This window comes from Candidatus Poriferisodalis sp. (assembly GCF_965204125.1).
Classification (GTDB): domain Bacteria; phylum Actinomycetota; class Acidimicrobiia; order Acidimicrobiales; family Poriferisodalaceae; genus Poriferisodalis.
The window spans coordinates 3,258,720-3,284,982 of sequence record NZ_OZ241968.1; the positions used below are offsets into that span (position 1 = coordinate 3,258,720).

The following is a 26,263-nucleotide window of genomic DNA, read 5'->3' on the forward strand; positions in this document are numbered from 1 at the left end:
ACAATATCTCTGAGGCGTTGCGGACGGGGCCTAGCTGTATGGTCCGCTCACGTCCTACCTGCACGTGAAGGCAGGCCGCATGCGACAACCTCGCCGCCAGCGTCGCTTCGCCGTCGCACTGGTCGCCTTGGCACTCGTCGCAGCCGGCTGCACAGATGCGACCGACGACGGCGCTCTCCCGGCCGCAACGCCCACGTCCGACACGGCCCCATCCGCCACAACAGCGGCAACCACGACGACCGCGGCCACGACTCTCGCTGCCGACGCAACCCCCGTTGCCACGGATCCCGGCTCAGCGCCCCAAGACCACGTCGAGACCGATCCGCGCGACGCCTATTTCGCCCTCGACCGCGTGCTCGACATCAGCATCGAGATCGATGTCGAGGACTGGAACACGTTGCGCCATCAGACGCGCACTCTCGCGGACGTATTCGCTGAGATCGAGGAATACGGCCTCTCGCGGCCCTTCGCCAACATCTACACGTGGTTCAGCGCCACGGTGACCGTCGACGGTCAGACGCACGCCGACGTGGGAGTGCGCAAGAAGGGCTTCGTCGGCTCGCAGAGCTCCACCAAGCCGTCCCTGAAGCTCCGCTTCGACAAGTACGTCGACGGCCAGTCCCTTCCGGGGGGCATGAACCGGATGACGCTGAACAACAGCGTCCAGGACCCCTCGATGGTCAACACCTGCCTGTCGTACCGGGTGTTCGCTGCGGCCGGCAATCCCGCACCGCGCTGCAACTTCGCCACCGTGTCGGTGAACGGCACCGATCTGGGGCTGTATGTGCACGTGGAGGAGTTCAAGGCTCCTTTCCTGTCGCACCATTTCGGGAATGCGGAGGGCAACCTGTACGAAGGCACCGTCAGCGACTTCACGCTGGAGTTCCGCGGCACCTTCGAGAAGAAGACCAACGAGGATCCCGACGACTGGTCCGACGTCGACGCCGTGGTCGCCGCCTTGAGCGACCCATCCGATGCCGGATTGACGGCGCTGGAGTCGATCGTGGACCTCGACCGGTTCCTCTCGTTCTGGGCGACGGAAGTGCTGGTGGGTCACTGGGACGGCTACGCCGGCGACCGGAACAACTACTGGTTCTACCGGGTACCCGGCGGCCGGTTCGTGTTCCTGCCGTGGGGCACCGACGGCACGTTCCACCTCTCCGACGACCCCAATCCCTTCGACAACATCTCCGATCCGCCGCCGTCGGTGCTGGCGCTCACTGCGATCCCCAACCGCCTCTACAACCACCCTGACTGGCGGGCGAAATACGTTGCCCGGCTGAAGCAGATCCTGGACGACGCCTGGGACGAGACGGATCTGCTGTCTGCGGTCGATGCGATGGCTGCCATCGTGCAGCAACATGCCCTTCCCGCCGAGGCCAGGGCGGCCGAAGCCGACACCGAGCGGGTGCGGACGTTCATCGGCAAGCGCAGAGACGAGATCCTGGCGGACCTCTCGCCAGAGCCACCCGAATGGCCCCAGCCCGAGGTTTCCGCGCCATCCGCTGCGGGTTCAGGAACCCTCGAAATCATCTTCGAGACGACCTGGGGAAGCAGCTCGAGTCCCAACCCGCTCGGGCAGGGAACGGTCCACAGCCTGCTGCTCAACGGCGCCCCCGAAGCGATCGAACGCACCGGGGTCTTTGCCGGTCACGCCAATCCCGAGGAGCGTGTCCTGCTTCCGAGCGTCGACGTGCCCGCTTCCATCATCGTCGCTGGGCTTGGTCCCGACGGCTCGGTCAACGGAATGTCGCTGGTCGTCGACCCCCGCGAAATCGCGGCGGGCAGAACGCTGGTCATCGGCGTGGACGCGATCGCCGGAGGAATCTGGTCGATCCCGCCGGGAGCGTCGTCGCCGGAGAGCTTCTCGCCCTTCACCGAGGGTGCGCTGGAACTGTCAAGCGGCGGGACGACTGCCGGCGCGGTGATCGCCGGCGCCTTCTCGGGGGCCTACGGATGGTCCCCACCGACATCCGGCGACGCCGACCCAAGTGCACAGGGCGCCGACAGCTCGGAGACCCCGCTTGATGTCGGACTGGTCATCAATGAGGTGGCCGCCAAGGGCGACCCGCTCGACTGGTTCGAGCTGCACAACGCGTCGCGAGTGCCGATAGCGCTCGATGGCTTCGAGATGGCTGACGATCTCACCGATGTCGGCAAGCGAGTGCCCCTCCCGGCCGGCACCGTCATTCAGCCGGGCGCATACATGCAGTTCAGCCTCGACAAGGACGGTTGGCCCGGCTTCGCGCTCGGGAGCGACGAGGAACTGGGCATCTGGCTGCTGGACGGCACGCTCGTTGCCAGCGTCGACTGGGAAGATGGCCAGGCGGGCGAAGACCAGAGCTACGCCCGCGTGCCTGACGTCACCGGCCGATTCGAGACGGTCGACACCCCCACTCCAGGGGCCGCCAACCAGCCGTGATGCGCCAGCACCCCGCGACACCGGTGCCCATGACAGCGGCAGGAAGAGCTTCGTGCCGGGTCCGGGGCTGAAACCATCTACGCCGGTGTGTGCTCAAACGGCAGATCTTGGTACAGGTACTGGGTGACGGTGATGCGCAGCACGACGCCGGAATCGCCACGTTCCGGGAACGGTTTGCCCGTGTACTTGTGGCTCAGCGCGTCCAGAGCGGCCATGTCGGCATCAGGCTCCACCACGCAGGTGCCACGCATCTGCAGCTCCTCATAGGGGTTGTCGATGTCGACGATGGAGATGGCAACCCGGGGATCACGCAACACGTTCTGCGTCTTGAGCGAGTCCCCGCCCGTGGCGATGATCACCGTGGAAGGGTCGACGAGCTCGATCCAGACCGGATCGAGCTTGGGCGAGCCATTGGCCCGGATGGTTGCAAGATGTGCGAAGTTCGGCCTGCGTACGAGGTTCTGGGCTTCAGCGCTCATGACCTTCGGAGTCGGCGTAGTCATGGAATCCCTCGCTTCGTGATCTGGCCATCGTGCCGACGCTCACCGTAAGCGCGTGAGCGATTACCCCGCGCCTGCTCGCAAAGGAATCTCTGGGTGATCCCTTCAACTACTCGACGACGAGCGCTGACTCAATGCGTGCATCGCCCAGCTGGCGACGGCCGTCGAGGAAAGCGAGCTCGACGATGAACGAGAAACCGACAAGCTCACCCCCGCCGTGCATGACGAGCCGAGCCGACGCTGCGGCAGTCCCGCCGGTGGCCAGCACGTCGTCCACGATCAGCACGCGTGCCCCAGCCGCAATGGCATCGGCGTGCATTTCCAGGCGCTCTACGCCGTACTCCAGCTCGTGGTCGGCACCCAGCGTCGGCCGTGGCAGCTTCCCCGGCTTGCGCAACGGCACAAACCCGGCACCCAGCCGATCTGCCGCCATCCCGCCAATAACGAAGCCCCGGGCCTCCGGCGCAGCCACTAGCTCAACACCCTGATCCTCAAACGGCCCCACCAGCTCAGCCACGCACGCGCTGAGCCCTGCCGGATCCCCCAGCAAAGGCGTGATGTCCTTGAAGACAACCCCCACCCGCGGAAAGTCCGGCACATCCCGAATCAACGACCGCCACATAGCTGTCTGCTCCTCAGGGTGTCCGGTGATTCGCCGTCAGCGCCGGTCGGGGATGTCGACTAGGTGGCCTCTGGGGATGAGGCGGTCGGGGTCGTACATCGGGAGCGTGCAGAGTTCGCCGCGCAGCCTCTGGCCCTCGAAAGACTCAACGTCGAGCAGGGTGCCTGGTCCGTTGGAGGGGTCGTCCATGCGGGCGATGGCTACACCGCACTGCTGGTAGGGCGACCATGCGGTGGAGGTCACTTGGCCGATGGCGACGCCATCGCTGCTCAGGGTGCGGCCGAGCTGGGCGATGCCACCTTCGGTGCGCAGCCCCCATGTGCGGCAGCGCCGATCGGCTCGCTCCAGCGCCTCCTTGCCGATGAAGTCAGGCTTGTCGAGATCGACGAATCGGCCAAGGCCCGCTTCGAACGGTGTCACCGTCTGGTCGAAATCAGCACCGGCGTTGGGCAGTCCGGCTTCGATCCGGCGGGCTCGGAACACCTGGGCCGAGGTGATGATCATGCCGAACCGCTGGCCCACCGCGAGAATGCGGTCCCCTACGGCCTCGCGGTCGATCTCGGGGCCGAGGTAGAACTCCCATCCGAGTTCATTGGTGAATCCCGAGCGGGTGATCACCAGCGGCTGGCCGGCAATCGAGACCTCGGCGATGTCGAAGTAGCGGAATGGCTCGGGCGGGTCGCCGTCCACGACCGCGGAGAGCACATCCAGCGAGCGAGGCCCCTGCACCTGGCTGACCCACACGTCAGGGTCACGCACCTCCACATCGAGGTCAGCAGCGTGGGCCCGATACCAGCTGTATAGGTCGCCGTTGGCTTGGGCCATCCAGAACCGGTCGGGGGCCAGTCGCAGCATCACCCCGTCGTTGATCATCCCGCCGTCGTGGTAACAGGCGAACTGGTAACTGCAGCGTCGGGCGCGCACCTTCGATATATCCCTCGGGAAGACCCGATTCGCCAGCCGCTCGGCATCGGGCCCGAACAGCTCGATGGGCAACTCGCCGGTGTGCCGCAAGATCACTTCCCGGCGCACCTTCCAGTACATCTCGGTTGCTGACACGTCGGCGAAGCGCACCGGTGTCAGGCGACCGTTGTAGATCTGGTATTCGGGATCGTGCGCCAATTCCTGGTACATCAGCGGGTGCGGCGCCATGGACATGCCGAGCTCGCTCGGGGGTACGCCCTCGGTCGACAGTGCCTTCGCCACGTACCTCAACGGCGGCCTCGTCACCGACACAGCATGCGGGATGACGCGCAGTCGGGCAACAGAACGCGCTGCACCGGCCCGAGACGTCGGAGCCGAAAGCTCGTCCGCAACTACGAATCAGTTGCGGACGAGGCGGAAGACCGGGATCTCGCGGCCGTGCTCGGTGGCGCTCTTCTCGTAGTCAGCGAATTGCGGCATCAGCGCTGCTTGCGCGTCGAACAGCCGCTTGCGCTCGTCGCCCTCGGTGAGGTGTGCCGTGGCCTCCCAGGTGTCGGTGCCCACCTCGACGGTGACGGTTGGGTTCGCGACCAAGTTGTAGTACCAGTTCGGGTTCGTCGGGGCGCCGCCCTTGGAAGCGATGATCACGATGTCGTCGCCGTCGGTCGAGTACACAAGCGGCGAGCACAGCTCGCGGCCGGTCTTGGCCCCCGTCATGGTCACGAGGATCTTCGGCGCACCCTTGAGCCAGCCGCTGCAATTGCCCTCGTTCTCGCGGAACTCCTTGATCACGGGTTCGTTCATCTTCAGAAAGTCCATCAAAGGCTCCTGCCTGTCGGGTGAGCTGCGCCGCAGCGCCGGGCGCGAACGCTACCGCCGCGACTGCCGATCAATCCGGGTTGTGTCGAGTGAAGCGGTCTCAGCCGGCGTCGCCGTTCGAGGCGATCACGTCCTGCATCTCGCGGGCATGGCGCAGCCACAGCCCGCCTCCGTTATACGGGCGGGGGTCGTAGGAACTGTGGCCGAGCAGACGTTGTACTCGCTCGCTCTGGCCAGCGAGCTCTCCCAGGCTGAAATCCATCGGGCTTGCCTCTTCGGGCGTCAACCAGCCGGCGACGAAGCTGACGTGGAAGGCCCGGCGCCACTGGTCGGTTGTCTGGTTGGCGCCACCCCCGTGCAGCACGTAGCCCGAGTAGACCAGCGCATCGCCAGGCCCCAGCTCTGCCGGCACCGATTCACGCTCTTCGTAGCGAGCCAGCTCACTCTGGCGGTGGCTGCCCGGCACGACCCGGGTCGCACCCAACTCCTCGGTGACCTCTTCCAAGCCGATCATGGCACTGACGGTCACCTCGGGCGAATCGGGCCAGGTGGCCTTGACAAATGCCCACCAGTTGTTTGCGTCGCGGTGCAGCATCTGCGCCGTTTCGCCCGGACCGATGTACATCACCTGCGCCGTGTTCAGCCAGTACGAACCGCAGATCGGCAGCAGCACGGCATCGGCGATCTGCGCGTACAGCTCGTTGTCGAGGACGTCGAAGAATGCCGGAGTCAGCCGGGCCAGGCTCGAGAAGCGGATCGTGTTAGCGCCAACGAAGCGCTTCCCGTCATCGCCGAGGCCCTGAGTAGCGCCGCCCGGCTGGATGCCCTGGGCGAATTCGTCCGCGGCGGCACGCATCTGGGCGATGGTGTCGGCGCCGAACATCCCCTCGACGATGACCCCGCCGTCCTCCCGCATCGCCTCAAGAATCGGCTCCAGCCCCGCTGAGGCCGGAGTCCTCTGCAACGAACGAACAGCGGTCTTGCTCATGGCGATACGTCTCGACATCCGGGCCCGCCCGTCGGGCCGTCTGCCCAGAAACTACCTCCCGACCCGCAATTCAGCGAGACTGCGGCGCTCCCTCGGCCCGGGCTCTACAGCAGGGCTAGCGCTGTTTCGCTTGGCCACGGGCAACGCATTCACCCGACACATCAAGACCGTGCGTGTGCTTGGCGTTGCCGCACCTGCTCGTACACATCGACCGGCATGTGGCTGAGGGCTTTCTCGACGAGGCGCCGGAAGAAGACACCCGCCGACAGGTCCTCAGGCGCTCTGTCGAGATCTAGTTTGACTACCGCGCCCGGTGGCCGCAGTGTCCCTTCCTGCGCGAACGTGGCGCCACTGAGATCCCGGTCCTTGATATCAGTCATTTGCTCCTCGTCAAGTATCAGCAGGCAGGAACAGTCGTAGACATCAGGCTCTGATCTGAGCTTTCGAAGCATGTCAACGGCGAAGCCGAGCTCGTCATGGCTTATGTCGGCGCCAACCACGAAGAGAAAGCCGAGCGCAGACAACGGATGACGGCCTCGAAGATTCTTGGCATCTCCGTAACCTTCTTCGAACCGATTCCGCAAGTTCTTCGCGTAGCTCGACAACATCGTCTTCGTTGAGATCAGGACCTCGACTCCGGTTGCCCACGACGCGATGACGACGTCCCCTTGCTTGAGATAGGCGCTGCCCATGACGCGCGCCTCAGCCGGCAGGGCGCGCCGTGCGCCTGGCATGTTGTACCGACCTTCAATCTCGGCACGCAGTTTGCGCGTGAGACCCCTCTCGACGAACTCTCGTACATCGCGCGGAAGGACACGCGGGCTCTCTCGCCGAGGCCAAACATCATCGGCTTCGAAGCCAGCCCTCCGAAGCTCTTCAGCGGCCCAGACATCGGTGGCTCCTGCCACGATGCCCGAACTCTGCTCTGTGCCGATCGCCGCTCCCAGCAAGAGTTCCAGCAGTTTGAAGTCTGGAACGTAGGTGCCGTCGGGCTGCCATGGATTGACGAACGGCTCTCGCGGGACAAGTGCATCGAAGCGGTCGAGCTTCTGCGGCTGTGACATGGCGACCCCTGTCGACCCACCGATGTGCTTCGTGCGAGACTAAGCGGCCTTCGCTAGCACGGGCAGCGTCACGCCGTAGATGCGCTCGGCGACAGCGGTCGCGGCGGCACGATCTCGCAACCGGAAGGCTCGGCGCAACTGGTCTTGGTCGCTCCTGCTGATCGACGACTGAGGTGGCACTCGAATCTTGCGCAGGTACTGCGCCTGAAACCGATAGGTGCCGCCGCGCATCTTGACGCAGTAGGCCCCCACGAACAGGTTCGCGACATCGGAGAGCAAGAGTCCCCCCAAGACCTCGAGGTCCCAAGTGTCGGAGACGACGTAGTAGAGGTTGTGGTGCGGGTAGTAGTGCCCCTTGTCGAGCACCGGATGCGCAGTCGCCTTGATGTCGGGTAGCAGCAGCTTGGCCCGCTCGCGTAGCCCGGGCGTCACGCGGTCGATCGTCCGGTACCAGTTGCTAGGCCGTCGCCGAGCAACATGTCGACGACGAAGGCGCGGCTCGTGAGCTCGATAGTGGGCGGCAAGACCCGGATACCGGGCGAGGTCGACCAAGCGACCGTCTTCCCACGGGTTGATGAGGTAACGCCCCGACCAGTCAGTCTCCCCGCTCGCGATGTCGCTCGCCGTCAGAAGCGGCAACAGCCGATCATTCTCGATGCTTGGTTGAGCATCGGAGATGTAGACCTCGTCGCACCCGGTCGCCACGCCAATGCCGACTCGTGTCCCGGTCAACGGATCTTCGAGCGGACGAAATCGAGTTTCAAGGTCGGTCAAGACTTCGAGGATGTGCGGTGACCCGCTCGGCCAGTGATCGCCGTCTTGGGGCCACGCCTCCACCTCTGCGGCCTCGAAGGCTGGGTCGATCGGCTCCACATCGCCATCAGAGCGAAGCCACGGCGCCAAACGACGGCTCGCTGGCTCGTCGAACAACGAACCAGCCTCCACGAGTTTGACGGGACCCTGTGGCGCATTGCGGAGCACGGTGATAGCCGGGTAGGCGGACACCGACGCCTCGAATGCATCTGCGTCATGCATCTCGATCAGGGTCTCCACGGCGTACCGGTCACCCACCAACCGCCGCAGTCGGGAACCGTATTGGTTGCGCATCCACCGGTCAGCGCATATGAAGCCGAGACGGCCACCGGGTCGCAGTAGCTCCAGGCCTTTCTCGAAGAAGCCGACGAAGAGATCCGCTCGGCCTCGCATCGTCGCGCACTCGGATCGGTACGCGGCGCTGACTTCGTCGGGAATGTGCTCCAGCCGTACGTACGGCGGATTGCCGACCACGAAGTCGGCGGCGAGGTGCCCATGATCGGTGAGCAGGAAGTCGCCCGTCGTGACCCAGCACTGGGCCAGGTGTTCAGCAACAGAAAGGGACTCACCGAGTTCCAGCAGCTTCGCCGCTACGGCCTTCCGCGTGTGCTCAGCGTTATGCGGCAGCACGTCGAATCCCCGAATCGCCTGATCGCAGCCAGCGAGATCGCGACTGTGCAGAGCGCAGGACTGCCACAGTCGCTCGACTACTGGGATGATGAACGCGCCGCAGCCGCAGGACGGCTCGATGATCTTGGAGGCGGTGAGGTCTTCCTCGGGCCTGTACCCGACCAAGTCCAGGATGAGCTCGACGACCCATCGGCGAGTGAACACCTCTCCATGCTCGCTTCCGGGGTCAGGGGCCTTCACACTGGGCGGAGGCACCACGCTCGTCAAGGCCAACTGCGCACCCTTCATCGCCGACCGTCCGCTTCCTCAATCAAACTACAAGTGTGTAGCTTCATGCATGGGCACGCTACGCACCCCGTGTGACGTACTCGTCATTTGGCGAGGTCCAGCCCAATTACGAACCAACGGCCTCAAGAACATGACTGTTGCTCCCCCTCCCTACTCTCGCCATGCGCGTCGAGTGATTGGTGCACGATGACCAGGACCCGGCTATTCGTCAGCTTTGACTACGACCACGACGTGGACCTGAAGAACCTCCTCGTCGGACAAGCGAGGAACTCCGATTCGCCTTTCGAGATCGCCGATTGGTCAATCAAGTCTGCTTCCCCAAGCTGGCGACAAGATGCGCGACGACGGATCCGGTCGTCGAACGTCGTTGCAGTGATCTGCGGAGAACACACGCACACCGCCTCCGGAGTTGCGACTGAGCTATCGATTGCACAAGACGAGCGTGCCCCCTACTTCCTGCTCTGGGGGCGACCTCACGCAATCTGCCGAAAGCCGGCGAACGCAACGACCCAAGACCAGATCTACTCGTGGTCTTGGGAGAATCTCAAGATCTTGGTCGGCGGTGGACGGTGAGTGAGACCGCTGCTCGGAACGGACATGACGGAGAACAAGTACTGGAGCTCTACCGGCTGTCGGTAGAGATGGCTGATCGTGTCTCGGCGCGCCGGGCGTCGGCCAACAGCTACTTCTTCACTGTGCAGGCCGGACTCGCGATCGCACTGGGTGCATTCGCAGTTCGCCCACCGGAAGGCGAGGATGCCGATCCTGACCGATTCGTCCTGGCTCTCGCTGCCCTCGCGGGAGTTGTGATCGCCGGAGCGTGGTGGCTGTTACTCCGTTCGTATCGTGATCTCAATGCCGCCAAGTTCGAGGTGATCGGACGTATTGAGAGCCAACATCTCCCGATCCAGACGTTCAATGACGAGTGGGACCACCTCAAGGGCCTAAGGCCTGAGCGATGGAAGCTTGGCTACTCGGAGCAAGGCCGAATCGAACGTGCCGTGCCACTGGCCTTCTTGGCGCTCTATGCAACCCTCGTGGTGTACGTCATTCTCAACTGATGAACCGCGGCGCTCCCTCGGGCCGGGCTCTACAGCAGAGCTAGCGTCCACTGTTGACGAAGTGGCGGCGACGCCCGACGTTGGGAGCACAGATGGAGATCGTGACCGTCGACGGCGAGCGGGCGGCACAGTTCACCGCCGAAGTTGTTGAGCTGGCTCACGCGACCGGTCCCTCGACCTACGACTACCAATTCGGCTCGCGGGCCGTCTTCAACCGCCTGGTCGGCGACTCATGGCTCGCTGAAGGCACCCTCTTTGGCTACGACGAGACCACCGTCGCTCTCGACGGCGACGACCTGCTGGGCATCGAGATCGGCTTCGCAGGCCCGGAATTCGAGCACCGCAAGAAGACACTGCGCCCGCTGTGGTCGCCAATCATCGAGGACGGCGTCGTCACCCATGACGAGCTTGCCGAGCTGGGACGGCGCACCTACCTCGCCGGTTATCTCAACGTGGTCATACCCGCAAGCGCCTACTACGTCCACGCGCTCTCGGTGCGGCCCGAACTGCACGGCCAGGGCATCGGCGCAGCGCTCATGAAGGACGCCATCGATCGGGCCGCCGACGAGGGGTACCGGGTTGTCCACCTCGACGTGCTGTCGGATAATCCCGCCGTCAAGTTCTATGAAGCCTTCGGCTTCGAGGTGCTGGCCCAAACCGTCGCGCCCATTCCCCACAGTCACGGCGTGCCGATGGAACAGCGCATGTCGCTCGATCTGCGCTGAACTAAGCGCCGAACCCGACACCGGTGCCCGGCACTGGCCCCGACATACCCGGAGACCACACGTGACCGACTTCGTTCGCACCGACGACGCGCACTTCGACGCACTGACTGACTGGGACTACGAGCCCCGCTACCACCAGTGGAAAGACCTGCGCATCCACTACGTCGACGAAGGGCCCGCCGACGGGCCGGTCATGCTGCTGCTGCACGGCATGCCGACATGGGCATACCTGTACCGCACGATGATCCCCGGACTCGTCGACGCCGGCTACCGATGCATCGCCCCCGACCATCTCGGATTCGGCCGCAGCGACAAGCCCACCGATCCGAACTGGTACTCGATCGCCCGCCACACCGAGGTGCTGAGCTCGCTCGTCAGCGGCCTGGATCTGACAGACATCTCGGTGGTCTGCCAGGACTGGGGCGGCCCGATCGGCCTCGCCCAAGCAGCGATGATGCCCGATCGCTTCAGCCGCCTCATCATCATGAACACGTGGCTCCACCACCCGGAGTTCGACTACGACGAGAGCTTCCTGCACTGGATCGACGCCTGGAAGCCGGGCGGCCGGTATGCCCACCCGCAGCCGAGCATCGGGCTCGTGCCGCTGCTGGCGGGACGCATGGTGCGATCACGCGATGTGGTGCCCGCGATCAAAGCGAGAGTCGAACCCGAGCTCGAGGGCGACGCGGCCCTGCGGTACGCGGGGTTCTCGGCGCCGTTCCGGGGCCTGCCCGAAGAGGGCTTCAACGGCGCCCGGTGGTTCCCGCTCTCCATCCCCGTCGGGAACTACGACAGCGGCAACGGTGCCGGGCAGGACCTGCATTACCGGGTGCTACTGGGCTGGGACAAGGCCGCCCACTTCATCTGGGGCGCCCAAGACGAGGGCTTCGACGAGAATTGGGGCCGCACCTGGGCCGGCCAGATGAATGCGCCGATCGACGTGCTGGCAGACGCCGGTCACTTCCTGCAGTTCACCCACGGCCCCGAGATCGTCGAGCACATCCTGCGACGCGCCAAGAGTTAAGCAGCGCCGATCAGACCGGGCGATCGCCGATGAGCGTCACCCGCTCCATGCGCCGGTGCATGCCGCCGTGGTCGGGCACGGCGTAGTGCTGGGTGCACCGGTTGTCCCATTGCGCGATCGAGCCGGGCCGCCACCGGAACCGGCATTGGTATTCAGGTGTCGCAGCCTCGTCGTAGAGGCGCTGGCGCAGCGAGCGGCTCTCATCGGGCGTCATTCCGTCGATCGTGAGCGTGAAGATTCGGTTGATGTACAGGCTCCTGCGTCCGGTGACCGGGTGCGTTCGCACGACAGGGTGCTTCTGATCCGGGAATCGTTCCGCGGCCTCAGCCCGCTTGCTGTCGCTCATGCCGCGGCCGAATGCCTTGACGTAGGAGTGGATCGCAAAGCTGCCGTCGATCTGTTCCCTGAGATCGTCGGGAAGGCGCTCGTAGGCCAGCTCCATGTTCGCGAAGCAGGTGTCTCCGCCATACGGCGGCACGATGCGGCCCAGCAAAACGGAGCCGAGCGGCGGGCACTCGCGAAACGTCACATCGGAGTGCCAGGTTTCGGCGGCATAGAAGCTCTCGGCTGTGGACTCGAGCACCAAGATCTCCGGGTGCCCCTCGACGTGCGGCGCGAACGGGTGGATTTCCAGCTCGCCGAGCGCCCGCCCGTAGGCCACATGCTGGGCCTGGGTCAACTGCTGGTCCCGGAAGAACAGCACCTTGTGAGCCAGCCAGGCCTCCTGCAATTCTGCAATGAGCTCGTCGTCGAGCTCTCGGAGGTCGACGTTGGCGATCTCCGCACCGATCGAACCCGTGAGCGGCTCCACCCGGATGCGGTTGTAGTCCCCCGGTTTCACCGCATCGACACGCACGTCATGTCCTCCCAGCGGCGCACACAGCGCACGGCGCAGCCGCTCCTGATGGTTCAGCTAACCACAATCGGCGGCCGCTACTCCTTGTAGGCGACAGCCTCGATCTCGATGAGCGCCCCCGGGATGATGATGCCGGCGATGACTGTCGTGCTCGCCGGCGGTTCACCCGGGAAGTACTTCTTGCGGGCGGCGCTGTAGGAGCCGTACTGGTCAACATCGGTGATGAACGCCTGCAGCTTGACGACATCGGACATCTCGAAGCCCTCTTCGGCGAGCGCGAGCTGGATGTATTCGAAGATCTCCTCGGTCTGACCGCCCATGTCCTTGGTGAGATCGTTGGCGATGCAGCCCGAGACATAAACCGACGGACCAGCCCTCACCGCCGGCGCGAACGCCCCGGAACGGATCAGCTCGGGGACTGGATGCGCCTCGATGAGCGCTTCTGAACGAATGACCTTGCCTGCCATGGACGGAGACTAACCCTGAGTCCAAGTGCCAGCAGCGAGACGGCAACGGAGCGCTTGAAGCATCAACGCAGGTCCTACGCTGAGCCCATCAGCCCGCTCGCCGCGCTCCGGCTGGCTGCCACCTGATCGGCCCGTTCGACCGGCCGGTCACGACCCGAGGAAACCATCGATGACCGACACGGCACCCGTCGACGACTGGGGCACCGACTACGACATCTTCGACTCCGGATACGTACGCGACCCGGCGCCCGTGTGGGACGAGCTGCGGGAACGCTGCCCGGTCGCACACACGGAGCGCTGGGGCGGCTCGTTCCTGCCGACCCGCTACCAGGACGTGCAGGCGCTCGCCAAGATGGTGCCCGAGTTGTCCAGCGCGGACCCGCTGGTGACCACACCCCCTCCGGAGATCATCGAAGAATTGATGCTGGACCCGGTGTTCGAGAGGTACGGCGCCAACGCCGCCCCCATCTCTGAAGACCCGCCCGTCCACGGCTGGACCCGACGCCTGCTGCTACCGCACTTCACGCAGAAGGCCGTGCAGGCTCACCGCCAGTACACGCTCGACCTCGCGAACCGCCTCATCGACGACTTCATCGACGCAGGCACCGCCGACGCCGCCGGGCAGTACGCCCAGCAGATCCCGCCCCGGGTCATTGCGCACCTGATGGACGTCGACGAGAGCCGAGTGGACGATTTCACCTACTGGGTGCAGTGCATCTTGGAACTGGGTCTGGCAGACGTACAACTCCGCCTCAAGTACCGCAGAGTGATCCGCGATTACTTCCAGGAAGTCGTGGAGGACAAGCTGGCCAACCCCGATGACGGCTTCGTCTCGGCGCTGCTGGCCGGTACCGGCGACAACGGTGAGCCGGTCGATCCCATGAGGGTGGTGGGCATGCTCAACCTGCAGCTCATCGCAGGCATCGACACCACGTGGAGCTCGATCGGCTCGGCTCTGTGGCATTTCGGCACCCACGCTGCCGACCGCGAGCGGATGGTGGCCGAGCCCGAGCTGTGGCCGACAGCCATCGAGGAGCTGCTGCGCTTCTACTCGCCGGTGACGATGGGTCGCCGGGCAGCCCAGGACGTGTCCTATGGCGGGGTCACGATTCCGCAGGGAAGCAAAGTGCTGATGAACTTCCCCGCAGCCAACCGCGACCCGGAAGTGTTCGAGCGACCCGATGAGGTCATCCTGGACCGGCCTCACAACCGGCACATCGCGTTCGGTGCGGGTATTCACCGCTGCGCCGGCTCGAACCTAGCCAGGCTTGAGATGGACATTGCACTGCGCACCTGGTTCGAGCGCATCCCGGACTTCGAAGTGAGTGACCCCGACGCCGTCACTTGGGCAGGGGGACAAGTCCGCGGCCCTCGCTGCCTGCCGGTCCGCTTTCCATCCGCCGGCTGAAACGATCAACCAGGCCGTTCTCAGAGTTCGGGGAGATTGGCGCCTCCGTCGCTGTGGATGAAGCGGCCGGTCATGCCCCGTGAGGCTTCCGAGGCCAGGAACACGTAGCTCTCGGCGTGGTCTGCGGGGCCGAGAGCTACACTCAGCGGGCTCCGCCGACGGATGGACTCGACCCGGTCGGGCTCCTGACCCAAGGATCGGTCGTGCAGGCCGAGTGAGCGCAGGCCGCGCAGGTCGGTGCCGTGGGTGCCGCCCGGGGCGACGCCGTTGACCCGGATCTCGGGCGCCAGCTCGCGGGCCAGCGACTCCACGCAGCCCCGCACCGCGAACTTGCTGGCCACGTAGAGGACCCCGCCGCGGCCCGGCATGAAGCTGCTGGTGGAGCCGGTCAGGATGACCGACCCCCGGTGGGTCCGCAGGGGCTCGATTGCGGCGCGGACGGCCAGCAGCATGGAGCGCACGTTGACGTTCATGATCTCGGCGAAGGCGTCGTCGAGCGCATCTCGGGGCAGCTCGCCGAGCCCGAGGTAGAAGTCGAACAGCCCGACGCAGCTCACCAGCGTGTCGATGCCCCCGAATGCGTCCACCATCGCGGCGACGGCGATGTCGTTGTCGTCTGCGCTGGTGGCATCGCCGCGGATCACCGGTCCGGCCGATGCCGCGGCCAGCGACTCGCACTTGTGCGGATCGATCTCGAGCGAGCCGACACTGGCACCCTCGGCCAGGAAGGCATCGTGTACTCCTCGGCCGATGCCCGAACCGGCCCCGATGATGAGCGCCCGGTTGCCTGCCAGCCTGCTCATCGCGGGTCCTTCTCGGAGACGTCACACGGCTGCTTCACAGGAAGATCGCCAGGTTCTGGGTGCGCAGGACCGACTCATCGATCTCGATGTCGCGTTGCCGCAGGCGCAGGCCATCCTCCGTCGGGATCAGCACGTCGGTCCGCCCCGCCGACAGCAGGCTCGGGGCGGTGCGGTCGCCGCGTGAGCGGTACAGCATCACCGCCGACTCCACGATCAGCTCGTCGCCGGCACCCTCGAAGGTCCGCACGTTGGAGACATGGTGGCGAATGCGGCTCTGGGGGTCCTCGGTCCACGCGTAGTCGGTCTGGAAACGCTGCACGCGCTTCTGCAGCGAGTACCAGTCCTCGTCGAAGTGATGCATGGTCTGCACGTCGACCTCGTCGGCAGCCTTGACAGCGGTGACTCGCACCGGCATGCGGTAGCGGATCCGAGGGTCCATCAGCCCCAGCCATGCCTCGAAGTCGGACGTGTCGAGCAGGTGTGCCTCTTCGGTCAGGAACTGTGCGGCTATCTGGTGCCGCTCGTCGGTGTAGGGAAGCGGTGCCTGAGACTGCCCGGAACTCACGCCGGCTGCTCCCCCATGCCGAAGGCCATGGGTTCGCGGGCGGGCGCTGGCCGGGACACCAAGTCGGCCCACATCGAGAACCAGTGGCGCTGGTTGTGCTCGCCGAAGCCCTGGTACGCCGTGCCCGGGCCGCCGAAGCCCTCGAACTGGTCGACGATCGGTTCGCCGTCGAGCGTCAGGCCCATGCGGTTGTTGAGCAGCAGGTTCCGCGCCATGGAGCCGCGTGCCATTGTCGTGATCGACACCCAGTTCTCGACGTCGTCCTGTTCGAACATGCCTGATGAGCCGAAGCACATCAGGTACGCCTTGTACGACGCTGCCTTGTAGTCGTCAGGCGCGTCGGCCGCCACGCAGAACCACGAATACACCTCGGTCTCCCCCGGTCCCACGGGCTGCCACAGCCGCACGGAGATGAACGGCGTGATCCGCCCCTCGGCGTCGGTCTGGGGCCAGTTGTGCACGAAGCTCAGGTTGGGGAACAGCGTCGAGGCAGACGGCATGAAGCCCGGCTCGTCGACGAGCGCTCGCTGCGCGGGGCTCAGCGTGGCGGCCATCCGGTCGATCATCTCGTCGGGATAGCCGACGTAGGCCAGTCCCGACCCGAAGTCGCTGCCGGGCGGCAGCTTGTAGGTGGTGCCGCCGCCGGGACCGGCGTGCCACAGCACGCCTTCCTTGCGCTTGTAGGGCTTCGGCTCGCCGAACAGCTCGATGTCCACGACGCTCGCGTGGGTGTGGGGCGTGTGGTAGCTGTCGCCCATGAAGTTCTCGGCGCCGATCTTCCAGTTGGCCTCGACACGCCAACGCTGCGGCCCGCGGAACTCCATGCCGGCCTCGCTCTGGCCGGTGTAGAAGTCGAGATAGAACGCGTAGTCGCCCAGCCAGGTCTCGAAGTCGGGAGCGTCGGGGTCGAGGCTGGCGAAGATCATGCCGTTGCGGATCGCGACCGAGGGCGCCCGCAGCAGTGCCTGGCCTTCCTTGATGAATCCGGCTTCGCCGCCGTAGGCATCTGCATGGAAGGGCAACCCGGCGAGCTGGCCGTCGTTCTTGTAGGTCCAGGCGTGGTACGGGCAGCGGAACGTGCGGGCGCTGCCGCGCTCGGCGCGGCACACCTGCATGCCCCGGTGGACGCACATGTTGAACATCACGTGGATCTGGCCGTCGCTGTCGCGGGTCACCAGGAACGAGTCGTCGCCGATGTTGCGCACGACGTAGTCGTTGGGCTGCGCGATCTCCGACTCGTGGGCCAGGAAGTTCCACGACCTGCCGAACAGACGGGTGCGCTCCAGCTCATGCACCTCGGCGTCGTTGTACAGAAAGGCAGGGATGAGGCCTTGACGCACGGCGCCGGTGATGTCGGCGATGCCGTTGGGCTCGGCCGGTGCCATGTCGTCTCCTCCCCTGCCTGTGAGCCAGTTCAGCCCATGCCCGTCGTGCTCGAGTGCAGCCACATGGTGCCCCCACAGGGTCTCACGGTTGAAGGCGCTGCCGAGGTCCGGCAACTCCTCCAGGTCGGCGTCGGGAATGGCTTCGGGGGTCGCTCCCGCGGCGCGCACCCGCAGGTGGAGGCGCGCCAGCGTGTCGAGCTGCAGCGACCGCAGCACGGCATCAGCCACGTCCTCGCCGGCGGTCACGACGCCGTGGCCGCGCAGCACGAGCGCTGGGGCATCGCCCAGCGAGGCCACCATCTCGGCGGCAAGCACGTCGTTTCGAATGAGGACCGAACGGGGGTGGACGGGTATGCCTGCGGCGGCAAGGCGAGCGGCTGGGATGTCGTAGGCACCGAAGATCGGCTCGAGCTCGATGCCGGCGAGGCTGGCCACCACGACGTCGGGCGGGTGCGCGTGGACCACGCAGGTCACATCGGGCCGGGCCGCGAGCACCGAGGTGTGGATCGGCAATTCGCCCGGCACGGCGTAGTCCCCGGCCGGATCGTCGGTGATCTCGCCGGAGGCCAAGTCGACCTCGCGCACATCGTCAGGCGTCGTGAACCGCAGCCCAGCCTCGTGCGGGCCGCGGCATCGCACCAACGCCCGGCCCCCGCCGATCCGCACGCTGATGTGCCCCAGGATGTTCTCGACCAGCCCGCGATGCGCCATCACCCGGCACCCAACTGCAATCTCGCGTCGCAGCCCATCCAGGCCATCGCCCATACGCCGAAGCTATTGCCTAGGAACCACCCACAAGGCTCCGACCCGTACGGACAGCAAGAACATCTGATAGTCCTGCACTCCGGTTTCGCGACGTAATGGGGTGAGATGAGCACAGGCGAGAACGAAGGCGACGGAGCGGCGGGGCCGCTGGCGGGCGTCCGGGTGCTGGACCTGTCGTCGGTGCTCATGGGACCTGCGGCGACACGGACGCTCGGCGACTTCGGCGCTGACGTCATCTTGGTCGAATCGGCCGCTGGCGACCGGAATCGGAGCATGGGCTCAGGCCCGGTGGACGGGTTCTCGGGCGTCTCGCTCAACCTGCTGCGCAACAAGCGCAGCATTTCCCTGGATCTCAAGCACGAACGCGGTCGCCAGGCGTTTCTCGACATCGTCGCCACGTGCGACGTGATGATCACGAATCTCCGCCCAGGCCCGCTGCGCCGCCTCAGGTTGCACTACGAGGCCGTGCAGGAAGTTCGCCCCGACATCGTGTTCTGCCGGGCACACGGCTACCCGTCTGCCAGCGAGCAGGCTGATGCGCCCGCATACGACGACATCATCCAGTCCGCCAGCGGCATCGGCGACCTGTTCCGCCGCATGGGCGCCGAGCCGATGCTGCTGCCCAGCCTCGTCGCCGACAAGTTCTGCGGGCTGACGATCGCCAACTCGGTGACCGCGGCGCTGTACCACCGGGCACAGACCGGCCGGGGCCAGTGCATCGAGATCCCGATGATCGATGTGATGCGCGCTTTCGTGCTCGCCGAGCACGGCGCGGGGGCCATCTCCGAGCCGCCTGTGGCGAGCGCCGGGTATGCCCGCATCCTCACGCCCGAGCGCAAGCCCCAACGGACCGCGGATGGGTGGATCAACATCCTCCCCTACGACCAGGAGCACTACGTCGCGCTGTTCGAGGCCGGGGGGCGGCACGATCTCGCCGCCGATGAACGCTTCGCGACGCCCATCGAGCGCGTCACCCACAGCGACAGCCTGTACCGCGACGTCGCGTCAGTGCTGGGCCAGCGCACGACGGCCGAGTGGCTGGAGCTGTGCGAAGAAAACGGCATCCCCGCAACCGAGGCGGCGACGCTCGACGAACTCGTGTCGCAACTCCCAATCGACGAGCATCCGGTTGCGGGCCCGTACCGGGTCATCCCACCACCCGAGCAGTTCTCCGAGACACCGCCCAGCGTCCGGCGAGCCGCCCCGAAGATCGGCGAGCACGGCCGGCAGGTACTGAGCGAGATCGGCTACGACGCCGCGGCCATCGACGGCCTCATCAGCGACGGCGTGCTGACAACGCCTTGAAATACATCGAAATTCAGGCTAGTGCGCAGCGGAACATGACTACGGTCGCGAAAGGGCCAGCCCCCCGGTTGCTACCCAAGTGGGTTGCTCTGCCAACTCCGGGGTGGCTGGCCTCTGAATCTCAGCGTAACAGCCCGATGCAGGCGCCCGACCTAGCATCCGCCCAGGGGTCGGGCGGGAATCGCACGACAGCGAGGGGGCGACGATGCGGTTTGACGGCAAGCGGGTGATCGTGACCGGCGGGGCTTCGGGCTTCGGTCGGGCGATCAGCGAGGGATTCGCCGAGCGCGGTGCGCGGGTGATGGTCACCGACATCGACGCCGAGGGTGCCGCCACGGTGGCCAAGGGCCTCGAGGGCGCCGAATCGTTCCGCCTCGACGTGACCGAGGAAGCGCCTCACGCCGAGCTCGCGCAGCTCATGGTGGACACGTGGGGCGGCATCGACATCGTCGCCGCCAATGCCGGGTTCGCCCACCGGATGGGCTCCACATCGGACATCCCGACCGAAGAGTTCGACCTCATGTGGGCGGTCAACACCCGCAGCGTCTACTTCGCCGCCAAGCACTTCACGCCGTACATGCCCCCAGGCAGCTCGATCGTGAGCACGGCCTCGATCGGCGGCAAGCGGCCCCGCCCGGGCCTGACGCCGTACAACACCTCGAAGGCGGCCACGATCATGCTGACACGGGGTCTGGCCGAGGAGTTCGCGCCCGACATCCGCATCAACTGCGTCGCGCCCGTGGCCTCGGAGACCCGCTTCTTCGAGCGAGCGACCGGCTTGGACACGATGACCGACGAAATGAGAGCAGGCGTCGTCGAGGGCATCCCCATGGGCCGGATGTCGGATCCCGTCGATGTCGCCAACGCCGTGATGTACCTGGCCTCCGACGAGGCCGGCTTCCTCACCGGCGTCTGCCTCGACGTCGACGGCGGCCGCAGCATCAGCTAGCACCGGACAGCCCATTCGGCGCAGCGTGCTGGGTAGGGTCCCCGCGGTGAAGTTCGCAGCGTTTCTGGCACCGCATCATCTGCCTGGGGAGAGTCCGGCGCTGCAGTTGCAGCGGGATCTCGACCTGGTCACCCACCTCGACCGGCTTGGGTACGACGAGTTCTGGTGCGGTGAGCATCACTCGACCGGATGGGAGACGATCGGCTCGCCCGAGATGTTCCTGGCTGCTGCGGCGGTACGCACCGGCCGCATCAAGCTGGGCACCGGGGTGACCTCGATCCCCTACCACCATCCGTTCATGGTCGCTCAGCGCATCGTGCAGCTCGACCAGATGAGCTTCGGGCGGGCGATCCTCGGCACCGGGCCCGGTGCGCTGCCGTCGGACGCCCACACCTTGGGCATCGACCCGATGTTGTTGCGTGACCGCCAGGACGAGGCCATCCCGGTCATCCAGCGCCTGCTGGCGGGCGGCGAGCGCTTCACCTACGAGTGCGACTGGTTCTCGCTGTACGACGCGAAGCTGCAGATTCCGCCCTATCAGCACAAGATCCCGATGGTGACGGCGTCGATGATCAGCCCGTCGGGCATGACGCTCGCCGGCAAGCACGGCATGGGCGTGCTGTCGATCGGCTCCATGTCCACCGAAGGCCTGGCATCGCTGCCGCTGCAGTGGAGCTTCGCCGAGGAAGCTGCCGCCAAGCATGACCGTGTCGTGGATCGCGCCGACTGGCGGGTGATGTTCAACTTTCACGTGGCGCTCACCCGCGATCAGGCGCGCCGTGATGTCGAGCACGGGCTGCTGCGCTGGCACAACGACTACAACGTCGCGACGCTCCAGCGGCCGGGGCTGGAGCCGCTGGCCTCGACGGCGGAGGCCATCGACTTCTACGCCGACCCCGACTCCGCCGCGGGCGTCATCGGCACCCCCGACGACCTCATCGAGAACATTCTGCGGATGCAGGAGATCACGGGCGGGTTCGGCGTGATGATGGGCTTCGTCAACGACTGGGCCGAGCCCGAGGCCATGTTCCGCAGCTGGGATCTGGTGACGCGCCACGTCATGCCCGCGGTCAACGGACAGCTCGCTTCGATGCAGGAGTCCAACGAGTTCGTGATGGAGAACCGGGAGTACTTCGATCGGGCCGGCAAGGCGATCCTGGCGAAGATCTTCGAGAACGAGCGGGCCGCCGAGGCGCTGAAGGGTGTGGGGACGCCCAAGTCAGGTTTCACGCCGAACGTCGGCGCCGCAGCCGAAGCCGACTGACTGCCAGGCGCGGACGGCATCGCCAACTGAGAATTCGAGGAGGCTCGGGAGCTGCTGGCGATCCTGATGACCGCTAGGTCCGCAGAGCGCGCCAGATCTTCTCGGGAGTCAGCGGCAGATCCAGGTGCTCGACGCCGAACGGCGCCAGCGCATCGAGCACTGCACTGTGGATGGCCGGGGTTGCCACCACCGTCCCGGACTCGCCGAGGCCCTTGACGCCCAGCGGATTGAGCGGCGAGGGCGTCACCGTGTCGTGGGTCTCGAAGTACGGCAGCTCCGCGGCGGACGGCAGGGCGTAGTCGGCAAGCCCGACCGTCATGGGAATCCCATCGTCGTCGTAGTGCATCTCCTCGTAGAGCGCGGCACCGACTGCCAGCGCCAAGCCGCCGTGTACCTGACCGTGAGCCAGCTCCGGTTGCAGGATCACGCCGGCGTCGTCGACGCTCAGCAAGCGCCGCACCTGCACTTCGCCGGTAGCAGTGTCGACTTCCACGGCGGCTACGCACGCACCGAATGAGAACGAGCCGGCGCCGCCTTCGGGCCGGAAGTGGTGGTCGACGCTGAGCTCGCCGTGACCGGCCAGGTCGGCCCAGCCGAGCGAGCGGGCCGGGGTGCCCACCACGTGGAACAACCCGCGGTCGGTATCCAGCACGACATCGTCGGGATCGGCTTCGAGCAGCTCGGCTGCGCGCTCACGGGCCGCTGCCACCAGGTCGATGGCGGCTCCGTGGGCGGCTGAGCCACCGAGCTGTGCTGAGCGGGACCCGATGGTCCCCCCGCCGATGGGCGAGCGATCGGAGTCGTCGTGGGAAATGACGATCTGGTCGACGTCGAGGCCGAGCTGCGCGGCTACGAGCGGTGCGAAGGTGGTCTCGTGCCCTTGCCCGTGGGGCGACGTGCCCACGACGACGTCGACGGTGCCGTCGTCGAGCAGCAGTGCTGTCGCCCGCTCGCCTTCGCCGCCGCCAGTGATCTCGGTAGTACAGCTCACGCCAATACCGAGCACGGTGTCGTCGTGCCCGCTTGCGCGGCGGGCGGCCTGTTCGGCCCGCAAGCCCTCGTAGTCGGCCAGCTCCGCCGCTTTGGCCAGGGCTTCGGGATAGTTGCCGCTGTCGTAGGTGGCACCCACGGCAGTGCGGTACGGGAACCTGTCGGCTGGCACAAGATTGGCAAGGCGCACCTCGAGCGGGTCACGGCCGATTGCTGCGGCAAACCGATCGACCGCCCGCTCGATGGAGCACGCCGCCTCGGGCCGGCCGGCGCCCCGGAACGCCACGGTCGGCGTGGTGCTGGTAACCACCGAGGTACCGCGCAACGTGGCGTGCGCAATGTCGTAGACGCCGGTGCCGCTGTTGCGGAGGTTGTTGGTGACGTTGGTGCCCATTGCCGGGTAGGCCCCGCTGTCTTGGAGGGCATCGACCGCGTAAGCCACGATGGTGCCGTCGCGGTCGCCGCCGATGCGGATGCGATGGCGCGACGCCCGCCCGTGGCCCATCGCAAGGGAGGCCTCTGAGCGGGTCTGCGCCCAGCGGATCGGTCGGCCCAGCTCGCGGGCCGCCCACGCCACAGCGACATCCTCGGGGTAGCAGCCCCAACCGCCTTTGGCGCCGAAGCCACCGCCGACATCGGGCGAGATGGCTCGCACCGTGCCCGGTTCGAGGCCCAGCAGCGTCTCGATGACGTGCTTGGCGCCGGCAGGCCGCTGCGAGCACACCCACGCCGTGCAGCGCCCGTCAGGACCCCAGGCCGAAGCGCCAGCCAGTGGCTCGATGGGATGCGGACCGAGCCGTGGATGAACCAGATCGAATTCGATCCTCACGTCGCAGCCATCCCACACCTCATCAGGGACGGGATCGAGCTCCCAGGCCAGGGCGACGTTCGTCCCGGCATGCTCGTGCAGCAGGGTCTCACCGGCGAGGCTGGCGTCGAGGTCCACAACCGGGGGCAGCGGCTCGTAGTCGACGATGACGAGTTCGGCGGCGTCGGTTGCCGCTGCACGGGTCTCGGCGATCACCATGGCGATGGGCTCACCGACGAATCGGACCGTGTCGTAGGCCATGAGCGGTCGCCACAGGTCTCGGTTCATCGACGGCAACCGCGGCGGGAACGGCCAGCCGTCCACCTCCGGCCCGAGATACACGGCGATCACGCCATCGGCCTGTCGGGCGTCGGTCACATCTACCGAGGCGAGACGTGCATGGGCTTCAGCCGACCGCACGAACACGGCCTGCGCTGCACCCGCGAGCTCGGGAACGTCCAACCCGTCGATGAACGTACTCTGTCCTCGCAGCAGCGGCTCGTCTTCCCGCCGTCCCTCGAATGGTGTGTCGACCACCGCCGCAACGTAGCTCCCCGGCCTCGCCTATCGGCTCAGCCTCTTGCGGCAACCGCCGCGATCGGGGCGGGCCACCCGAATCGGGAACGCCGAGGATCGGCATGCAATGATCGGCGCCGCAGATCAGCACTTCCCGCAAGACGATCGGAGCGAGCGATGGAGATCGAACTCGACACCAGGGGCGGCCCCTCCAACGGGCCGTACTTCGAGGATGCCGAAGGCTTCAACATGCCAGAGCCGCCCGGCAACGGGAGCCGACGGATCCCGCTAGGCGATTTCCCGACCGGCCCCGAGGTGGGGTCCCGCTTGCCGGACATCGTGGCGACTGACCAGGCCGGCCGCTTGGTCGATGTGCACGCCGACCGGGCAGGGCAGCCTGCCGTGGTGGTTTTCTACCGCTCGGCTGTGTGGTGACCGCCGTGCCGCACCCAGCTGGTCGAGCTGGAACGAGGCATGGATGACTACCGGGCAGCGGGCGTCCGGCTGTATGCGCTGAGCTATGACGAACCCGATGCGCTGGCTGACTACGCGGCGGCCCACGACACCACGTTCACGCTGCTGTCGGACCCCGACAGCGAGGTGATCACGTCGTTCGGGATCCTCAACACGCTGATCCCGCCTGATGACCACCCGTGGTACGGCCTGCCCTTCCCCGGGTCGTACGTGATCGACGCGGACGGCACCATCGTGGCGAAGTTCTTCGAGCACAACTTCGCAATTCGTTCCGGTCCTGAGCAGCTGCTCGCAGCCGCGCTGGACCAGGAGTTCGAGGCATCTGCTCCCGGAGGCGGCGAACCGGCCGACCGGGTCTCCGTAGACGTGCAGATCGACGGCGATCGGCTGCCGATGGGTGTCACCCGCCAGATCGTCGCCACGTTCCGGGTCCCCGAGGGTCAGCATCTGTACAGCGAGCCAGTGCCCGACGGCTTGGTGGCCGCAGCAATCGAGCTCGACGACAACGACGGGATCCTGTCCTATGAGCCAGTGACGCCGCCGACCGGATCGCTCACGCTGTCCGGTTCGGGCGACACGCTTGCCGTGTACGAGGGCGATGTCGTCCTGCGGCTGCCTGTTGCACAGAACGCACGCAACATGCAGAAGGACGACGACGGACGCTTCGTCACCATCAGCGGTCAGGTCCGCTGGCAGGCCTGCGACGACGTCGAGTGCTTCCTTCCCGAGTCGATGCCATTCAGCTTCCGGGTTGAGGCCGGCTTCCCGGTGCTCGGCGACATGGGCCCGGGCGTCGGCCGGGTGCCGGCAATGAACGGCGCGCAGCACTTCCAACGTCTGATCGACCGCCGTGCCGGTACCGAGTCCAGGGACGAAGACCAGTGACCGAACCCGCCGCCGCCGACAGCAGCCCCTACAGCCGGGGTTGCGCCTGGGTGCAGGGTGAGTACGTGCCGGTCGGCGAAGCCAAGATCTCACTGCTCGATGCTGGCTTCAGCCGATCAGATGTCACCTACGACGTGGTTGCCGTGTGGGACGGGAAGTTCTTCCGTCTCGATGCGCACCTCGACCGGTTCGAGCGGAGCATGAAGCACCTCCACATGAACCTCGGCCTCGACCGTGCCGGGATCTCAGAGATCCTGCACGAATGCGTCCGGCGGTCGGGGTTGCGCGAGTCGTACGTCGAGATGATCGCGACGAGGGGCCGGCCGGGCCGGGGCGCCCGCGACCCGTGGACCTTCCAGAACCAGTTCTACGCCTACGCCATTCCCTACATCTGGATCGTCGAACCCGACAAGCAGGAGGCCGGGTCGCACCTGATCATCGCCCGGGACACTGTGCGCATTCCCGAAGCCTCAGTCGATCCGACGGTCAAGAACTTCCACTGGGGCGACCTGACACGTGGCGCCTTCGAAGCTCGCGAGCGTGGCGGCAGCACGGTGGCGCTGCCCGACCTCGACGGGAACCTCACCGAGGGACCCGGGTTCAACATCTTCCTTGTGGTCGATGGCGAACTCCGCACGCCCGATGCCGGTGTGCTGGAGGGCATCACCCGCCGGACCGTCCTCGATTTGGCCGCAGAGCAGGGACTAACTGCCCATGTGGCCCCGCTACCGGTCGCCGATGTCGGCCAGGCCGACGAGGCGTTCATGACCAGCACGGCGGGCGGGGTCATGCCGGTCACGTCGATCGACGGTCAGCCGCTCGGCGACGGCACCCCCGGCCCGATCACGATGCAGCTTCGGCAGTCCTACTGGGACGCCCACGACGATCCGCGCTGGACAACGCCGGTCGCCTACTGACTCGCCAGTGCCGCCGAAGGTCGACG

25 protein-coding genes and 1 pseudogene are annotated in these 26,263 nt (G+C 66.3%); 12 read left to right on the plus strand and 14 right to left on the minus strand.

Annotation, left to right across the window (positions count from 1 at the left end; genetic code table 11):
• Positions 1-79 precede the first annotated feature (79 nt).
• Positions 80-2,422: a CotH kinase family protein gene (locus ACOGXD_RS14980; protein ID WP_419915819.1), complete on the plus strand. Its 2,343-nt coding sequence runs from the start codon at positions 80-82 to the stop codon at positions 2,420-2,422.
• A gap of 77 nt (positions 2,423-2,499) precedes the next feature.
• On the opposite strand, the gene ACOGXD_RS14985 is transcribed toward ACOGXD_RS14980, so the two are convergent.
• The 7 genes from ACOGXD_RS14985 to ACOGXD_RS15015 form a co-directional block, all read right to left on the minus strand.
• Positions 2,500-2,925 (minus strand): PPOX class F420-dependent oxidoreductase, encoded by a 426-nt coding sequence (locus tag ACOGXD_RS14985; RefSeq protein WP_419853686.1) that lies wholly within the window; start codon positions 2,923-2,925, stop codon positions 2,500-2,502.
• Between the two features lie 106 nt (positions 2,926-3,031).
• Positions 3,032-3,544, minus strand: a complete 513-nt coding sequence (locus tag ACOGXD_RS14990) for an adenine phosphoribosyltransferase (RefSeq protein ID WP_419915820.1) — start codon at positions 3,542-3,544, stop codon at positions 3,032-3,034.
• Between the two features lie 36 nt (positions 3,545-3,580).
• Positions 3,581-4,750 (minus strand): aminomethyltransferase family protein, encoded by a 1,170-nt coding sequence (locus ACOGXD_RS14995; protein WP_419915821.1) that lies wholly within the window; start codon positions 4,748-4,750, stop codon positions 3,581-3,583.
• 117 nt (positions 4,751-4,867) lie between these two features.
• Entirely contained in the window at positions 4,868-5,287 is a 420-nt protein-coding gene (locus ACOGXD_RS15000) for a nitroreductase family deazaflavin-dependent oxidoreductase (RefSeq protein ID WP_419915822.1), read from the minus strand.
• A gap of 100 nt (positions 5,288-5,387) precedes the next feature.
• Positions 5,388-6,275: a phytanoyl-CoA dioxygenase family protein gene (locus ACOGXD_RS15005; protein ID WP_419915823.1), complete on the minus strand. Its 888-nt coding sequence runs from the start codon at positions 6,273-6,275 to the stop codon at positions 5,388-5,390.
• Positions 6,276-6,436: 161 nt separating this feature from the next.
• Positions 6,437-7,339, minus strand: a complete 903-nt coding sequence (locus ACOGXD_RS15010) for a hypothetical protein (RefSeq protein WP_419915824.1) — start codon at positions 7,337-7,339, stop codon at positions 6,437-6,439.
• Between the two features lie 39 nt (positions 7,340-7,378).
• Positions 7,379-8,986 carry an Eco57I restriction-modification methylase domain-containing protein gene (locus ACOGXD_RS15015; protein WP_419915825.1) on the minus strand — a complete coding sequence of 536 codons (1,608 nt, stop codon included), beginning with the start codon at positions 8,984-8,986 and terminating at the stop codon, positions 7,379-7,381.
• A 270-nt stretch (positions 8,987-9,256) separates the two neighbouring features.
• On the opposite strand from ACOGXD_RS15015, the gene ACOGXD_RS15020 reads away from it, so the two are divergent.
• The 4 genes from ACOGXD_RS15020 to ACOGXD_RS15035 all read left to right on the plus strand — a co-directional run bounded on the left by ACOGXD_RS15020 (position 9,257) and on the right by ACOGXD_RS15035 (position 11,880).
• The gene (locus tag ACOGXD_RS15020) at positions 9,257-9,643 is read left to right on the plus strand and encodes a TIR domain-containing protein (protein WP_419915826.1); all 387 of its coding nucleotides are present in this window, start codon (positions 9,257-9,259) and stop codon (positions 9,641-9,643) included.
• The gene (locus ACOGXD_RS15025; RefSeq protein WP_419915827.1) at positions 9,640-10,131 is read left to right on the plus strand and encodes a RipA family octameric membrane protein; all 492 of its coding nucleotides are present in this window, start codon (positions 9,640-9,642) and stop codon (positions 10,129-10,131) included. Before ACOGXD_RS15020 ends, ACOGXD_RS15025 begins: the two co-directional genes overlap by 4 nt.
• A 53-nt stretch (positions 10,132-10,184) precedes the next feature.
• Complete coding sequence (locus ACOGXD_RS15030) at positions 10,185-10,856, plus strand: GNAT family N-acetyltransferase (RefSeq protein WP_419915828.1); 672 nt, start codon at positions 10,185-10,187, stop codon at positions 10,854-10,856.
• Between the two features lie 61 nt (positions 10,857-10,917).
• Positions 10,918-11,880, plus strand: a complete 963-nt coding sequence (locus ACOGXD_RS15035) for an alpha/beta fold hydrolase (RefSeq protein ID WP_419915829.1) — start codon at positions 10,918-10,920, stop codon at positions 11,878-11,880.
• 10 nt (positions 11,881-11,890) lie between these two features.
• On the opposite strand, the gene ACOGXD_RS15040 is transcribed toward ACOGXD_RS15035, so the two are convergent.
• Together ACOGXD_RS15040 and ACOGXD_RS15045 are read right to left on the minus strand one after the other, a co-directional pair.
• Positions 11,891-12,736, minus strand: a complete 846-nt coding sequence (locus ACOGXD_RS15040; RefSeq protein ID WP_419915830.1) for a TauD/TfdA dioxygenase family protein — start codon at positions 12,734-12,736, stop codon at positions 11,891-11,893.
• Positions 12,737-12,813: 77 nt separating this feature from the next.
• On the minus strand, positions 12,814-13,203 hold the full coding sequence (locus ACOGXD_RS15045; RefSeq protein ID WP_419853694.1) for a RidA family protein: 390 nt from the start codon (positions 13,201-13,203) through the stop codon (positions 12,814-12,816).
• A gap of 169 nt (positions 13,204-13,372) precedes the next feature.
• On the opposite strand from ACOGXD_RS15045, the gene ACOGXD_RS15050 reads away from it, so the two are divergent.
• The gene (locus tag ACOGXD_RS15050; RefSeq protein WP_419915831.1) at positions 13,373-14,611 is read left to right on the plus strand and encodes a cytochrome P450; all 1,239 of its coding nucleotides are present in this window, start codon (positions 13,373-13,375) and stop codon (positions 14,609-14,611) included.
• Positions 14,612-14,631: 20 nt separating this feature from the next.
• Here the strand turns inward: ACOGXD_RS15050 and ACOGXD_RS15055 are convergent, their stop codons facing one another.
• From ACOGXD_RS15055 to ACOGXD_RS15070, 4 genes and pseudogenes are all read right to left on the minus strand, one after another.
• Positions 14,632-15,414, minus strand: a complete 783-nt coding sequence (locus ACOGXD_RS15055; protein WP_419915832.1) for an SDR family oxidoreductase — start codon at positions 15,412-15,414, stop codon at positions 14,632-14,634.
• A gap of 34 nt (positions 15,415-15,448) precedes the next feature.
• The gene (locus ACOGXD_RS15060; protein WP_419915833.1) at positions 15,449-15,979 is read right to left on the minus strand and encodes a 3-phenylpropionate/cinnamic acid dioxygenase subunit beta; all 531 of its coding nucleotides are present in this window, start codon (positions 15,977-15,979) and stop codon (positions 15,449-15,451) included.
• A complete protein-coding gene (locus ACOGXD_RS15065; RefSeq protein WP_419917417.1) occupies positions 15,976-17,364 on the minus strand; it encodes an aromatic ring-hydroxylating oxygenase subunit alpha in 1,389 nt (462 codons plus the stop codon). Before ACOGXD_RS15065 ends, ACOGXD_RS15060 begins: the two co-directional genes overlap by 4 nt.
• A gap of 231 nt (positions 17,365-17,595) precedes the next feature.
• Positions 17,596-18,129, minus strand: a pseudogene (locus tag ACOGXD_RS15070) (class II aldolase/adducin family protein); the annotation flags it as partial.
• 105 nt (positions 18,130-18,234) lie between these two features.
• Between ACOGXD_RS15070 and ACOGXD_RS15075 the strand changes: the two are divergent.
• The 3 genes from ACOGXD_RS15075 to ACOGXD_RS15085 all read left to right on the plus strand — a co-directional run bounded on the left by ACOGXD_RS15075 (position 18,235) and on the right by ACOGXD_RS15085 (position 21,647).
• Entirely contained in the window at positions 18,235-19,434 is a 1,200-nt protein-coding gene (locus tag ACOGXD_RS15075; RefSeq protein ID WP_419915834.1) for a CaiB/BaiF CoA transferase family protein, read from the plus strand.
• Between the two features lie 205 nt (positions 19,435-19,639).
• The gene (locus tag ACOGXD_RS15080; RefSeq protein ID WP_419915835.1) at positions 19,640-20,383 is read left to right on the plus strand and encodes an SDR family oxidoreductase; all 744 of its coding nucleotides are present in this window, start codon (positions 19,640-19,642) and stop codon (positions 20,381-20,383) included.
• 46 nt (positions 20,384-20,429) lie between these two features.
• Complete coding sequence (locus tag ACOGXD_RS15085) at positions 20,430-21,647, plus strand: LLM class flavin-dependent oxidoreductase (RefSeq protein WP_419915836.1); 1,218 nt, start codon at positions 20,430-20,432, stop codon at positions 21,645-21,647.
• A 73-nt stretch (positions 21,648-21,720) separates the two neighbouring features.
• On the opposite strand, the gene ACOGXD_RS15090 is transcribed toward ACOGXD_RS15085, so the two are convergent.
• Positions 21,721-23,982, minus strand: coding sequence for a xanthine dehydrogenase family protein molybdopterin-binding subunit (locus tag ACOGXD_RS15090; protein ID WP_419915837.1), 2,262 nt, complete (start codon positions 23,980-23,982; stop codon positions 21,721-21,723).
• 156 nt (positions 23,983-24,138) lie between these two features.
• On the opposite strand from ACOGXD_RS15090, the gene ACOGXD_RS15095 reads away from it, so the two are divergent.
• The 3 genes from ACOGXD_RS15095 to ACOGXD_RS15105 are packed head-to-tail and all read left to right on the plus strand — an operon-like array spanning position 24,139 to position 26,237.
• Positions 24,139-24,396: a hypothetical protein gene (locus ACOGXD_RS15095; protein WP_419915838.1), complete on the plus strand. Its 258-nt coding sequence runs from the start codon at positions 24,139-24,141 to the stop codon at positions 24,394-24,396.
• 39 nt (positions 24,397-24,435) lie between these two features.
• Positions 24,436-25,320 carry a redoxin domain-containing protein gene (locus ACOGXD_RS15100; protein WP_419915839.1) on the plus strand — a complete coding sequence of 295 codons (885 nt, stop codon included), beginning with the start codon at positions 24,436-24,438 and terminating at the stop codon, positions 25,318-25,320.
• Complete coding sequence (locus ACOGXD_RS15105; protein WP_419915840.1) at positions 25,317-26,237, plus strand: aminotransferase class IV; 921 nt, start codon at positions 25,317-25,319, stop codon at positions 26,235-26,237. The genes ACOGXD_RS15100 and ACOGXD_RS15105 overlap by 4 nt, the downstream gene beginning before the upstream one ends.
• Positions 26,238-26,263: the final 26 nt, after the last annotated feature.

Bases quoted from the DNA above. Each gene is read 5' to 3' on its own strand.
- ACOGXD_RS15045 (WP_419853694.1), bottom strand. From the start codon at position 13,203: ATGGCAGGCAAGGTCATTCGTTCAGAAGCGCTCATCGAGGCGCATCCA.
- ACOGXD_RS15100 (WP_419915839.1), top strand. From the start codon at position 24,436: ATGGATGACTACCGGGCAGCGGGCGTCCGGCTGTATGCGCTGAGCTAT.
- ACOGXD_RS15020 (WP_419915826.1), top strand. From the start codon at position 9,257: ATGACCAGGACCCGGCTATTCGTCAGCTTTGACTACGACCACGACGTG.
- ACOGXD_RS15080 (WP_419915835.1), top strand. From the start codon at position 19,640: ATGCGGTTTGACGGCAAGCGGGTGATCGTGACCGGCGGGGCTTCGGGC.
- ACOGXD_RS14985 (WP_419853686.1), bottom strand. From the start codon at position 2,925: ATGACTACGCCGACTCCGAAGGTCATGAGCGCTGAAGCCCAGAACCTC.
- ACOGXD_RS14980 (WP_419915819.1), top strand. From the start codon at position 80: ATGCGACAACCTCGCCGCCAGCGTCGCTTCGCCGTCGCACTGGTCGCC.
- ACOGXD_RS15075 (WP_419915834.1), top strand. From the start codon at position 18,235: ATGAGCACAGGCGAGAACGAAGGCGACGGAGCGGCGGGGCCGCTGGCG.
- ACOGXD_RS15055 (WP_419915832.1), bottom strand. From the start codon at position 15,414: ATGAGCAGGCTGGCAGGCAACCGGGCGCTCATCATCGGGGCCGGTTCG.
- ACOGXD_RS15010 (WP_419915824.1), bottom strand. From the start codon at position 7,339: ATGTCACAGCCGCAGAAGCTCGACCGCTTCGATGCACTTGTCCCGCGA.
- ACOGXD_RS14990 (WP_419915820.1), bottom strand. From the start codon at position 3,544: ATGTGGCGGTCGTTGATTCGGGATGTGCCGGACTTTCCGCGGGTGGGG.
- ACOGXD_RS15065 (WP_419917417.1), bottom strand. From the start codon at position 17,364: ATGGCACCGGCCGAGCCCAACGGCATCGCCGACATCACCGGCGCCGTG.
- ACOGXD_RS15050 (WP_419915831.1), top strand. From the start codon at position 13,373: ATGACCGACACGGCACCCGTCGACGACTGGGGCACCGACTACGACATC.
- ACOGXD_RS15095 (WP_419915838.1), top strand. From the start codon at position 24,139: ATGGAGATCGAACTCGACACCAGGGGCGGCCCCTCCAACGGGCCGTAC.
- ACOGXD_RS15000 (WP_419915822.1), bottom strand. From the start codon at position 5,287: ATGGACTTTCTGAAGATGAACGAACCCGTGATCAAGGAGTTCCGCGAG.
- ACOGXD_RS15005 (WP_419915823.1), bottom strand. From the start codon at position 6,275: ATGAGCAAGACCGCTGTTCGTTCGTTGCAGAGGACTCCGGCCTCAGCG.